The sequence below is a fragment of the Intrasporangium sp. genome, assembly GCF_051961875.1.
Taxonomy (GTDB): Bacteria; Actinomycetota; Actinomycetes; order Actinomycetales; family Dermatophilaceae; genus Intrasporangium_A.
The window spans coordinates 1-11,198 of record NZ_JBQCCV010000136.1; the positions used below are offsets into that span (position 1 = coordinate 1).

Annotated in this window: 12 protein-coding genes, 1 pseudogene and 1 riboswitch; of the genes and pseudogenes, 8 read left to right on the forward strand and 5 right to left on the reverse strand. The window is 71.2% G+C overall.

The window, feature by feature from the left end; genetic code table 11:
* On the forward strand, positions 1-1,008 hold a 1,008-nt coding region (locus ACTHJJ_RS08150), incomplete at its 5' end, for a 3'-5' exonuclease (protein WP_440302440.1).
* A gap of 66 nt (positions 1,009-1,074) precedes the next feature.
* Here the strand turns inward: ACTHJJ_RS08150 and ACTHJJ_RS08155 are convergent.
* The 4 genes from ACTHJJ_RS08155 to ACTHJJ_RS08170 form a co-directional block, all read right to left on the reverse strand.
* Positions 1,075-1,896, reverse strand: a complete 822-nt coding sequence (locus ACTHJJ_RS08155; RefSeq protein ID WP_440302441.1) for a M23 family metallopeptidase — start codon at positions 1,894-1,896, stop codon at positions 1,075-1,077.
* A 219-nt stretch (positions 1,897-2,115) separates the two neighbouring features.
* Complete coding sequence (locus ACTHJJ_RS08160) at positions 2,116-3,057, reverse strand: lipase family alpha/beta hydrolase (protein ID WP_440302442.1); 942 nt, start codon at positions 3,055-3,057, stop codon at positions 2,116-2,118.
* An 81-nt stretch (positions 3,058-3,138) separates the two neighbouring features.
* On the reverse strand, positions 3,139-3,738 hold the full coding sequence (locus ACTHJJ_RS08165) for a hypothetical protein (protein ID WP_440302443.1): 600 nt from the start codon (positions 3,736-3,738) through the stop codon (positions 3,139-3,141).
* On the reverse strand, positions 3,735-4,253 hold the full coding sequence (locus ACTHJJ_RS08170; protein ID WP_440302444.1) for an RNA polymerase sigma factor: 519 nt from the start codon (positions 4,251-4,253) through the stop codon (positions 3,735-3,737). The genes ACTHJJ_RS08165 and ACTHJJ_RS08170 overlap by 4 nt, the downstream gene beginning before the upstream one ends.
* 185 nt (positions 4,254-4,438) lie before the next feature.
* Between ACTHJJ_RS08170 and ACTHJJ_RS08175 the strand changes: the two genes are divergently transcribed.
* The 5 genes from ACTHJJ_RS08175 to ACTHJJ_RS08195 all read left to right on the forward strand — a co-directional run bounded on the left by ACTHJJ_RS08175 (position 4,439) and on the right by ACTHJJ_RS08195 (position 9,389).
* Positions 4,439-5,020: a superoxide dismutase family protein gene (locus ACTHJJ_RS08175; protein ID WP_440302445.1), complete on the forward strand. Its 582-nt coding sequence runs from the start codon at positions 4,439-4,441 to the stop codon at positions 5,018-5,020.
* Positions 5,020-5,577 carry a hypothetical protein gene (locus ACTHJJ_RS08180; RefSeq protein ID WP_440302446.1) on the forward strand — a complete coding sequence of 186 codons (558 nt, stop codon included), beginning with the start codon at positions 5,020-5,022 and terminating at the stop codon, positions 5,575-5,577. The genes ACTHJJ_RS08175 and ACTHJJ_RS08180 overlap by 1 nt, the downstream gene beginning before the upstream one ends.
* 251 nt (positions 5,578-5,828) lie before the next feature.
* Positions 5,829-7,028: an ADP-forming succinate--CoA ligase subunit beta gene (gene sucC, locus ACTHJJ_RS08185; RefSeq protein ID WP_440302447.1), complete on the forward strand. Its 1,200-nt coding sequence runs from the start codon at positions 5,829-5,831 to the stop codon at positions 7,026-7,028.
* 36 nt (positions 7,029-7,064) lie between these two features.
* Positions 7,065-7,961 carry a succinate--CoA ligase subunit alpha gene (gene sucD / locus ACTHJJ_RS08190; RefSeq protein ID WP_440302448.1) on the forward strand — a complete coding sequence of 299 codons (897 nt, stop codon included), beginning with the start codon at positions 7,065-7,067 and terminating at the stop codon, positions 7,959-7,961.
* A gap of 162 nt (positions 7,962-8,123) precedes the next feature.
* A complete protein-coding gene (locus ACTHJJ_RS08195) occupies positions 8,124-9,389 on the forward strand; it encodes a cell division protein PerM (protein WP_440302449.1) in 1,266 nt (421 codons plus the stop codon).
* Positions 9,390-9,445: 56 nt separating this feature from the next.
* Here ACTHJJ_RS08195 and ACTHJJ_RS08200 read toward each other — a convergent pair whose 3' ends face one another.
* Complete coding sequence (locus tag ACTHJJ_RS08200) at positions 9,446-9,838, reverse strand: hypothetical protein (protein ID WP_440302450.1); 393 nt, start codon at positions 9,836-9,838, stop codon at positions 9,446-9,448.
* Positions 9,839-9,894: 56 nt separating this feature from the next.
* Here ACTHJJ_RS08200 and purN point away from each other — a divergent pair, with 56 nt between their 5' ends.
* Positions 9,895-10,527, forward strand: a complete 633-nt coding sequence (purN, locus tag ACTHJJ_RS08205; protein WP_440302451.1) for a phosphoribosylglycinamide formyltransferase — start codon at positions 9,895-9,897, stop codon at positions 10,525-10,527.
* Positions 10,528-10,535: 8 nt separating this feature from the next.
* A riboswitch (ZMP/ZTP riboswitch) is annotated at positions 10,536-10,612 on the forward strand.
* Positions 10,613-10,643: 31 nt separating this feature from the next.
* A pseudogene (gene purH / locus ACTHJJ_RS08210) lies at positions 10,644-11,198 on the forward strand (bifunctional phosphoribosylaminoimidazolecarboxamide formyltransferase/IMP cyclohydrolase); the annotation flags it as partial.

Genomic DNA, 11,198 nt, shown 5'->3' on the forward strand with positions numbered 1-11,198 from the left:
GCTCTCGCCGAGCGCGAGCGGATCCCCTTCGTCGCAGCCCTCGGCCGGGCCGAGGACGCGCCGGGCATCGCGAGCCGGTCCGTGGCCGCGATCAAGGGGTTCACCGACATGCTCGAGCAGCTGCGTGAGGTCCGTGAGAGCGGAGACGGGATCGCGGTGCTCCTCGAGGCGGTCCTCGAGCTCAGCGGCTACCTCGCCGAGCTGCGGGCCAGCCACGACCCGCAGGACGAGACCCGCATCGAGAACCTCGCCGAGCTCGTCGCCGTCGCCCAGGAGTTCGACGACCGCAAGGTGCGCGAGCGCGAGGAGTCCGGTGGCGAGCTGCTCCCGGGCCAGGAGCCCGAGGACGTGACGCCGGCGGGCGACCTCGAGGAGTTCCTCGAGCAGGTCTCCCTGGTCGCGGACGCCGACGAGATCCCCGACGCCCCGGAGGGGGCGGATGGCGAACCGGGCGGGGACCAGGGCGTCATCACCCTGATGACCCTGCACACGGCCAAGGGCCTCGAGTTCCCCGTCGTCTTCCTCACCGGCCTCGAGGACGGCACGTTCCCGCACATGCGCTCGCTCGGGGACCCCACCGAGCTCGAGGAGGAGCGCCGGCTCGCCTATGTCGGCATCACCCGGGCGCGGGAGCGGCTCTACCTGTCCCGGGCCTCCGTCCGGTCGGCGTGGGGCGCTCCGCAGTACCACCCGGCGTCGCGCTTCCTCGACGAGATCCCGGGGGACCTCGTCGACTGGCAGCGGCTCGGCACCTCGTTCAGCGGCGCCCGCGGCTCGGGTCAGCCCGCCGTTGCGACGCTGGCGGCTCGGCCCGGGGTGCGTAGCCCCGGCAAGCGGCCGGTCATCACGCTGCACTCAGGCGACCGGGTCACCCACGACGCGTTCGGCCTCGGCACGGTCGTGCGTGTCGAGGGAGAGGGGGACAAGGCGATGGCGCATGTGGACTTCGGTGCCGAGACCGGCACGAAGCGGCTGCTGCTGCGCTACGCCCCGCTCGAGAAGCTCTGAGGCAGGTCCGGCCACCCGAGCCGCCCCAGAATGCGGCGCCGGCGCCGGTCGCGCCGAGCCACGGAGTCAGAGCTGAACGCCCTTCTGGGCGAGCCAGGCGCGGGGCGGGACGGAGCCGGCACCCTGCGGGTGGATCTCGAGGTGCAGGTGCGGGCCGGTGGAGTTGCCGGTGTTGCCGCTGTAGGACACCACCTGGCCCGGCGCGACCTCGTCGCCGATGTTGACGAGCAGCCGGCTGTTGTGGGCGAACCAGGACACGGTGCCGTCCCAGTAGCGGATCTGGACCATGTAGCCGTAGCCCTGGCTGGACCAGCCGGAGAAGATGACCGTGCCGGTCGAGAGGGCGTGGACCGGGGTGCCGACGGGTGCGGCGAGGTCCTGGGCGGGGTGCATGCGCCCCCAGCGCCAGCCGAAGCCCGAGGTCAGCGTGTAGTTCGAGAGCGGGGAGACCCAGCGCTGCGCCTGCTGGCGGGCGTCCTCCGCTGCCTGCCGCGCGGCCGCTGCCTTCTTGGCGGCCTCCGCCTTCTTGGACTCCTCGGCCTTGCGGGCCGCCTCCACTGCCGTGTCGACGTCGCTCGCCTTCTGGTCGGTCAGGTTCACGACGCTCGCCACGGCGGCCCGTGAAGCGTCGCGAGACGCTCGCGCCGCGTCGCGGTCGCTGCCCGCCGCGGCAACGGCCCGGTCACGCGCCTCGTAGCCGCCGGCGACGGTGTTCGAAAGGTCCTGGACCGCTGCCGCCTCCGGGCTGAGGTCGCTCGCACCCGCACTCCGCACCACGACACCACCGGCAACGGTCGTCGAGACGAGGGCGAGGGGGACGAGCAGACGGCGGCCGTGAGAAGGCTGCGCGGGCGGCCGATGCCGACCCGCGTAACGGTTTTGGGACACGGAGTGGTTACCTAACTTGACCGGTTGAGACGCCTCACCCTAAGCGTGACCGTTTCGTTACGCCAAAACGGCCTCAGGGCCTCCACGAGTTCGCCGGACCTTCCCGACGTCGCCGTGGCACCTGGAACGATAGGGCATCCAGGGGCAAAAAAGGAGAAATCGGGCGTTTAGGCGGAGGTGTCTCGGGGTATCCGGCGACGTTCTGCTGCCGCCCGTCGTTCAGGAGCTGCGGCGCCGGCCCAACGGGCTGACCCCAGGGGTGACCGTCGCGCCGGTGACGTCGAGGTGCGCGAGCGCCGACGTGATGCCGTGCACCACGGAGCGGGTGATGGGCAGGCTCATGTGCCCGATGCCGTGCAGCTCGATGTTGTGCACGTTGAGGTCCGGGTGGTGCAGCGCGGCGTTGCGTTGCGGCACGACGAGCTGGTCGATGTCGGAGCGGTAGGCGATGAACCGGGTCCGGCAGTGCCCGAGGGGCGCGTCGAGCTCGGCGAACAGCGGGCTGCCCGGTCGCAGCTGCCGCGTGAGCCGGTTGTTCCAGGCGTAGGCGACGTAGGTGCCCCGGTGCGGCGTCCCGAGGGTGATCAGGGTGTCGACGCGCTCGTCGCCGCCGAGGCGGGTCACGTAGTAGCGCGCGATGAGCCCGCCGAGGGAGTGCCCGATCACGTGGATCCGCTCGTAGCCGGTCTCCTCGACGAGCCGCTCGACCTCCTGGCCGAGGTCGGAGGCCGCCCGTCGCACGTCACCGGTGAGGGCGGAGTAGTTGATCGTCTCGATCCGGCCGAACCCGCGCCGACGTAGCCCGCGCCGCAGCACGGTGAAGATCGACCGGTTGTCGATCATGCCGTGCACGAGCAGGATCGGCGTCTCTGCCGCCTCGATGTTGTGGACCGCGAGCCCGCGCTGGGTCGGCGAGAGGTGGCCGATCCGGTAGCCGGCCCGCAGGTCGCTCCGTCGGGAGCCGATGTGGCCCAGCGGCCAGAGCCCGAGGTGCAGGCCGATCCAGGACGCCTCGACCGCGACGCCGGCGAGCCCGGCGGGTCGGCACAGGGCCTGCGCCATGGCGCGGACGTCGCCGAGGAGACCAGGTCGCTGCGAGGTCTGCTCGGCTCCCGGCTCGGGTCTGCGCGGCCCCATCGCCGCGGGTGCCACCCCTGCCACGCCGGGAAGGTTACCCCGGGTCCCGGCCGATCATGCGCCCGGCGTTCAAGGTGTTGCGACCTCGAGACCCGAGGGCCGTGGTCAGTGGCGAGGGAGACGCCGGTTGAGCGAGAAGAGCCGCCCGAGGACCGGCATGATGAGCAGGTTGAGGCCGTGCAGGACGGCGATGACGAGCAGGATCCCGCCGATCCGCATCAGCGAGTTGGCCACCTGCTCGGCGGTGACCCACGTGGCCCAGCTGACCTCCGGCACGAGCTGGACCGTGAAGAGGATGTACGCGCTGAAGATCAGGTAGTAGACGATGTCGGTCAGCACGATGTAGCTCTTGCCGGTCTGCGGGTTGTCGTGGAAGACGTCCGCGGCATAGGCCCGCCCGAACCGCTTGATGAACGGGCCGAGCCAGACCGCGATGGCGATGAGCCCGAGGTTCGTGGCGATCTCGAGGATCCACCAGTCCATGGCCAGCCTCCCGTGGATGCGGGGCGTGAAGACGGCGATCCCGACCACCGCCGCGATGATGCCGGTCGCCCAGGCCGCCGCCACGAGCCGGATGTGCCGGCGGCGCCTCCGGTCGTCGGCGACGGAGTCCATGACCCGGGCGAAGAGGTCACGAGGTGGCTCGAGCGGCTCCGGTCCGCTCGGGCGCAGGGCCTCCTCGAGGAGGTGCTCGATGTCGCTCATTGGTGTTCCTCCAGGGCGAGGGCGAGGGCCCGCAGCCCCCGTTGCAGGTGGGTCTTGACGGAGTTGACGGACAGCCCGAGCCCGTCGGCGATCTCGGGCGGCGACATGTCGTAGTAGTACCGCAGGGTCAGGCAGTCGCGCTGTCGCCCCGGCAGCTCCCGCAGGGCGTCGATGACGTCCTGCCGCTTGCTGCGGCCGAGCGCGAGCTCCTCCGCCGAGGGCATGTGGTCGGGGTCCGGAGGCCGGTGGCGCAGGGAGACCAGGCCACGTCGGTTGTGGTCGCGGGCGAGGTTGATGACGATCGAGCGGAGGTATGCCGCCGATCGGGTGGTGTCCTCGATCCTCCCGACGCTCCGGCTGAGCCGGATGAACGCCTCTTGTACCAGGTCCTCAGCGGCGGTCTCGTCGTCGACGTAGAACCGGGCCAGGTGCAGCAACGACGGCGCTTCCGCCCGGAACAGCGCCGCCGCCCGCGAGTCGAAGTCCGTCGCCGGGAGGTCGTGGGCATGCGCCATCACCACCGGCCTGACCGCCTCTGCCTCCGTCGCAAACGCATCCATCACCTCGACAGACGTGTCACCGAAGACTCCGGGTGACAAGGAAATTCGAGCAATATTTCTCGCGCCGGTTGTCACCCCCGGGCGCTGCCCGGACCGTCCGCCAAGTGTATTGACCATCGCTTCAGGAAGGACGGAAACGCATGAACCACAACGTGACTCGACTTGGGTCCACAGCCTCCACCTCTCGTAGGTTGCGGCGCGCGGCGATCGCCGGACTCGGCGCTACGGCAGCGGGGCTCGCGTCGATCGGGACGGCGGCGGCCCATGCGGCGCCGGCAGCTCACCACTTCTCGGGGGCCCTGCGCGACCTGCAGCCCGCCGCCATCAGCCCCTTCGACGGCGCCGCCGCCCGGGCCCTGCTGGTCGAGCGCCCCTCGGGCGCAACGGTTGTGCTCCAGGTCGACGGGATCGACCGGGCCGCGGCCGGTAAGACGTACGGCGCACATTTGCACGTCGGCCCCTGCATCGCCGGTGACGGGGCAGCGGCGGGACCGCACTACAACTCGGACGCCCAGGCGGGGTACCCCACGCCGGAGGTGTCACAGCGCACCGAGGTGTGGCTCGACTTCACCGTGAACAGAGCCGGACACGGTTCCGCCACGGCCGTCGTCCCGTTCACGCCGGCGGCCGGCACGCGCTCGATCGTCGTGCACGCGATGGAGACCGACCACGGCACGGGCGGTGCCGGGGCTCGGATCGCCTGCCTGCCGGTGGTGTGGTGATGGCCGCCATGCTGACCGGCCTCGCCCGGTGGTTTGCGCTCGGCATCGCCTGGGGGGCGCTGGCGCGGTTCTTCATGCGCCTCGTGTCGACGACGCCCGGGTTCAGCTGGGAGGGCACCCTCGCGATCGTCGCGATCGGCGCCGTCACCTTCACCCTCACCGGGTTCACGGCCACCGCGATGGCACGCGGCTGGTCCGGTTGGTGGCGGCTGGTCGCGGTCCCGGCCCTGTTCATCTTCGTCGGGCAGGGCCTGGCGTTCATCCCGGCCGCGGTCGGGACGTTCGCCGCCATGCGACTCCGGAACGTCTGGCTGCGCACGGGCGCGCTCGTGGCCGGTCTGGTCGGCAACTATCTCCTCCTCCGGTCGACGGTCGACTTCAACTGGCTGCAGCCCCGCACGCTGCTGCTCGGGCACCTCCTCGCGGTCGTGACGGCGGCGTGGCTCGGGCTCCAGTTCGCCCTTGCCGCCCGCCCTCGCGCTGCACGCGGCTCACTCGACGCGGAGGGTGCGTCGAGCGAGCGGGCGTCCCGGGCCGCGCGCAGGGTCACGGCCTAGCGGCACCGGGGCGAGCGGCATACCGGAACTGGGGAGGTATGCCGCTCACCCCGCCGCATGTCCACGTGGCGGAGCGCTCGTGTTCCGTCCGTCACACCGCCCGCGTCACGGGCCCGTTGGGGGCGGTCCGCAGGTGGGGGAGTCCCACGTCAGGGGTCTAGAGTCCCGAGGGAACCTTGTCGACTGCGGCGGGCGGGTCACCTCCCGGCCGGCGGTGGTCGACGCCAACCGACGACGAGGACGGATGATCCGTGGATCTCTTCGAGTACCAAGCTCGCGACCTGTTCGAGGCGCATGGCGTGCCGGTGCTGGCCGGCGCCACCGCCACGACCCCTGCGCAGGCCCGTGACGCGGCCGAGCGCATCGGTGCGAACTCAGGCGGCGTGACGGTCGTCAAGGCACAGGTCAAGACGGGTGGCCGGGGCAAGGCCGGCGGCGTGAAGGTCGCCAGGAGCGCGGACGAAGCAGAGCAGCTCGCGGGCCAGATCCTCGGCATGGACATCAAGGGCCACACCGTCGGCACGGTCATGATCGCGGCCGGCGCGAAGATCGCCGAGGAGTACTACTTCTCGCTCCTGCTCGACCGGGCGAACCGCAGCTACCTCGCCATGTGCTCCAAGGAGGGCGGCATGGAGATCGAGCAGCTCGCGGTCGAGCGGCCCGAGGCGCTCGCCAAGGTCGAGGTGGACCCGAACGTCGGCATCGACGACGCCAAGGCGCGGGAGATCGTCGAGGCGGCCGGCTTCGACGAGGCGACCGGTGCGGCCATCGTCCCGGTCCTGAAGACCCTGTGGACCGTCTACCACGACGAGGACGCGACGCTCGTCGAGGTCAACCCGCTCGTCAAGACCGAGGACGGCTCGATCATCGCCCTCGACGGCAAGGTGACCCTCGACGGCAACGCCGACTTCCGGCACCCCGACCACGAGGCGCTCGAGGACAAGGCCGCGGCCAACCCGCTCGAGGCGGAGGCCAAGGAGAAGGGCCTCAACTACGTCAAGCTCGACGGCTCGGTCGGCATCATCGGCAACGGCGCGGGCCTCGTCATGAGCACCCTCGACGTCGTCGCCTACGCCGGAGAACAGCTCAACGGATCGGCGGGCGGTGACTCCATCAAGCCCGCGAACTTCCTCGACATCGGCGGCGGCGCCTCGGCCGAGGTCATGGCAAACGGGCTGCACATCATCCTCGGTGACGAGCAGGTCAAGTCCGTCTTCGTCAACGTGTTCGGCGGGATCACTGCGTGCGACCAGGTCGCCAAGGGCATCGTCGGTGCCCTCGACGCGCTCGGCGACCAGGCGACCAAGCCGCTCGTGGTGCGCCTCGACGGCAACAACGTCGAGGAGGGCCGGCGCATCCTGGCCGAGCGCAACCACCCCCTGGTGACCATCGAGCCGACGATGGACGGCGCCGCGCGCAAGGCCGCCGAGCTCGCCGCCGCGGCGAACTGACCCCGAGACACGACGAGCGAAAGAGACAGACGAACCATGGCTATCTTCTTGAACGCTGACTCGAAGGTCATCGTGCAGGGCATGACCGGCTCCGAGGGCATGAAGCACACGCAGCGGATGCTCAAGTCCGGCACCGACATCGTCGGTGGCGTCAACCCGCGCAAGGCCGGCACGACGGTCGACTTCGAGGGCGGCGTGTCCGTCCCCGTGTTCGGCACGGTGCAGGAGGCGATCGACGCGACGGGCGCGAACGTCACGGTGATCTTCGTCCCGGCCAAGTTCACCAAGGACGCGGCCATCGAGGCGATCGACGCGGAGATCCCGCTCGCGGTCGTCATCACCGAGGGCGTCGCCGTCCGGGACAGCGCCGAGTTCTTCAACTACGCGCAGAGCAAGGGCAAGACCCGCATCATCGGCCCGAACTGCCCCGGCCTGATCACCCCCGGCGTGTCGAACGCCGGCATCATCCCGGCGGACATCTCCGGCGGCGGCCGCATCGGCCTCGTCTCCAAGTCGGGGACGCTGACCTACCAGATGATGTACGAGCTGCGGGACTTCGGCTTCTCGACCGCGGTCGGCATCGGCGGTGACCCGATCATCGGCACGACCCACATCGACTGCCTCGAGGCCTTCCAGAACGACCCCGACACCGACGCGATCGTCATGATCGGCGAGATCGGCGGCGACGCCGAGGAGCGCGCGGCCGCGTACATCAAGGAGCACGTGACGAAGCCGGTCATCGGCTACGTCGCCGGCTTCACCGCCCCCGAGGGCAAGACGATGGGCCACGCCGGCGCCATCGTCTCCGGCTCGTCCGGGACGGCCGCCGCCAAGAAGGAGGCCCTGGAGGCCGCGGGCGTCAAGGTCGGCAAGACGCCGTCCGAGGCGGCCGAGCTCATGCGGCAGGTCATGCAGGCCCTCGCCGCGAAGTAGCCCACCACCCGCTCACAGAGGTATGCCGCTGAGCCCAGCTCAGCGGCATACCTCTGTCTTGTGGGCGGCTCAGCGCACGGACCCGGCGACCTTCGAACCCGTCGGCGTGGGGACTCGCGTGGGGCGATGAGTCTTGTGACCATGGCGGGACCGATGTCAGGAGTGAGTCCAACGTCCAGCCCCACCTCGTCAGCCCTGCCCACCGCGGCCCGCGCCGGCCTCGTCACCGCCCTCGCCACGTGGGCCGTCGTCGTGCTTCCCGCCCTCGTCGGATGGGTCAGCGCCCCGGAGAGCTCGCTCGGCTGGTGGTCTGGGACGGCGGTCGGGAGCGCGATCTGGTTCCTCGGCCACAGCCAGTCGATCAGCGGCCCGGGAATCGCCGTGTCGACGACCCCGTTGCTGCTGCTCGCGGTCTTCGTCGTCATCGCCTGGCGGGTGTCACGGCGGCTGGTGCTCGGCGCGCGGGCTCGGGTGCGGCGCTCGGAGTGGGACGCGGTGCTGTGGCGCGGGGTCGTGCCGGGATACCTGCTCGGCTACGTCATCGCCGCGGCCATCTTCGCCGCGCTGACCCTGGCTGGCTCGGTCCACCCCGACCCGATGGGCATCGTCGGCGCCCTCCTCGTGCCGGTCCTCGGACTGGCCATCGTGCTGGTCCGCCCGGGGCAGGACACCACGCCTGACCTTCTCGAGCGGGCTCTTGCGGCGCTGCCCCGCTGGAGCGCGACCGCGTGGCGGGCCGCGACCCGTGGCGCGCTGCTGCTCCTCGCGGCCGGGATGGTGCTCGTCGTCCTCCGCCTGATCCTCTCCCTGGGCGCCGTGCTCCGGATCCAGGGTGAGTATGGCGCGGACCTCGTCGCCGGCATCGTGCTCGCCGTCGCGCAGGTCGCCTTCCTCGGCAACGCCGCGACGTGGGGGCTGGCCTTCCTCGCCGGGCCCGGGTTCTCGGTGGCCGTCGACGGGCTGGTCTCGCCGGCCGGCGCCCACCCGGGGCTCATGCCGCTCATCCCGATCCTCGGGTCGCTCCCCGAGGACGCGACCTACCCCGGCGCGATGTGGGCCGTCGTGGCCGTGCCTGTCGTGCTCGGCGGCGTGATCGCCTGTCGGGTCGACCGGCTGCTCGGGCGGTCGCGGTGGCGGGACCGGCTCGGGGCGATGGTCGCCGCGAGTGTCGGTGCGACGCTGCTCGTCACCGGGCTGACGGCGCTCGCGAACGGCGCGATGGGCCTCGAACGGCTGCGCTCGGTCGGGGTGGACGTCTGGCCGTTCGCCGGCTGCCTGCTCGGCGAGCTCCTCCTCGGAGCCGCGCTCTGGCTCCTCGTCGCGCTCTATCGAGACCACGTCAAGGGGCGCCGAAACCGGGTCGGCGAGGAGGACGCGACGAAGGGCGCCCCCGCTCCCTCGGAGCACGGACGGCGCAGCCGCGCCTGACCGTTCCGTTCTCGTAGGTCGACCGGTCGACGGGGGGAAAGTGACCGGTCGACGGGTTATTTGACGATGAAGTCCATGCCGAGGGGGCCCTGCTTGCGGATCTCCTCGCACGCTGCCCGGCCGTGGCTCGTCAGGGCACCGGACATGCACTTCTCGTACGCGCTGACGCTCGGGTAGAACACGGCCTGCATCGCGAGGCTGCCGAGGAGCAGGCCGGTCAGGGCGAGGGTGACGACCGGCCAGAGCCGTTCCCGGCCGGTGCGGCCACGAAGGAACTGCAGGAGCCGGACGGTCAGGACGATGGCGATGACGAAGGGGAGTGCGGCGACGAACCGCTTCGGCAGCGGCAGGTACATCGCGACGATCCCGAGCAGGACGAGGAGCGACACCGGCAGGGTTCGCTTGGCCTTCTCGCGGGCGAAGGCGATCTCTCGTGGTTCGGGTCGCACCGCCCCATGGTGGCCCATCCGGGGCCGTTAGCCGAAACCGGGCTACACTCGCCGCCGTGCCGAGCGATGAGACACGGGCCCCTGTCGACGTCGTCGTCCTCGTGTCTGGGTCGGGCACCCTGCTCCAGGCCCTCATCGACGCCGCCGCCGACAGCACGTATGGCGTCCGGATCGCTGCCGTCGGCGCCGACCGGGACGGCATCGCCGGGCTGGAGCGTGCCGAGCGCGCGGGGATCCCGACGTTCGTGTGCCGGGTCAAGGACTATGCGAGCCGGGACGAGTGGGATGCGGCGCTGACCGAGCGGACAGCGGCATACGACCCGGGGCTTGTGGTCTCAGCGGGCTTTCTCAAGCTCGTCGGGGCGGCGTTTCTCGCCCGGTTCGGTGGCCGCTACCTCAACAGCCACAACGCGCTGCTCCCGTCGTTCCCTGGCATCCACGGTCCTCGCGACGCCCTGGAGTACGGGGTCAGGATCGCGGGGGCGACGCTCTTCGTCGTCGACGAGGGCGTCGACACCGGCGCGATCGTCGCCCAGTGCGCCGTGCCGGTCCTCGACGACGACACGGAGGAGAGCCTGACCGAGCGGATCAAGCAGGCCGAGCGGCCGCAGCTCGTCGAGTACGTCGGCCGGATGGCGCGCGAGGGCTTCGTCGTCGACGGGCGACGGGTTCGGCTGGGTCGGGCCTGACCGGTAGTCTGGTCACACACGACTGGCGCGGGTGGACCACCACCGGGGAGTGACGCCGGGAGCATCGACCGCCTGGGTGCTTCCCACCGTTCCGTCCACCTCGCAGGAGTCCGTCCGTGTCAGAGAACCGCATCCCGATCAAGCGCGCCCTCGTCTCCGTCTACGACAAGTCCGGGCTCGAGGAGCTCGTCCAGGGCCTGCACGACGCCGGTGTCGAGCTCGTCTCCACCGGCGGCTCGGCGGCGCTGATCGCCGGGCTCGGGCTGCCCGTGACCAAGGTCGAGGACCTCACCGGCTTCCCCGAGTGCCTCGACGGCCGGGTGAAGACGCTGCACCCGCGCGTGCACGCCGGCATCCTGGCCGACCGCCGCCTCGACTCCCACGTCCAGCAGCTCGCCGACCTCGGCATCGAGCCCTTCGACCTGGTCGTCTCCAACCTCTACCCGTTCGTGCAGACCGTCGCCTCGGGCGCCACCCCCGACGAGTGCGTCGAGCAGATCGACATCGGCGGCCCGTCGATGGTCCGCGCGGCCGCCAAGAACCACCCGTCGGTCGCGATCGTCACCTCGCCCGAGCGGTACGCCGACGTGCTGGCCGCCGTCGCCGAGGGCGGCTTCACCCTGGCCCAGCGCCAGCGGCTGGCCGCCGAGGCGTTCACGCACACCGCGTCG

Excerpts from the sequence above, each read along its gene's own strand:
- ACTHJJ_RS08170 (WP_440302444.1), bottom strand. The coding sequence starts at position 4,253 with ATGGCGCATGCCCACGACCTCCCGGCGACGGACTTCGACTCGCGGGCG.
- ACTHJJ_RS08180 (WP_440302446.1), top strand. The coding sequence starts at position 5,020 with ATGGCCGCCATGCTGACCGGCCTCGCCCGGTGGTTTGCGCTCGGCATC.
- ACTHJJ_RS08165 (WP_440302443.1), bottom strand. The coding sequence starts at position 3,738 with ATGAGCGACATCGAGCACCTCCTCGAGGAGGCCCTGCGCCCGAGCGGA.
- ACTHJJ_RS08175 (WP_440302445.1), top strand. The coding sequence starts at position 4,439 with ATGAACCACAACGTGACTCGACTTGGGTCCACAGCCTCCACCTCTCGT.
- sucD (WP_440302448.1), top strand. The coding sequence starts at position 7,065 with ATGGCTATCTTCTTGAACGCTGACTCGAAGGTCATCGTGCAGGGCATG.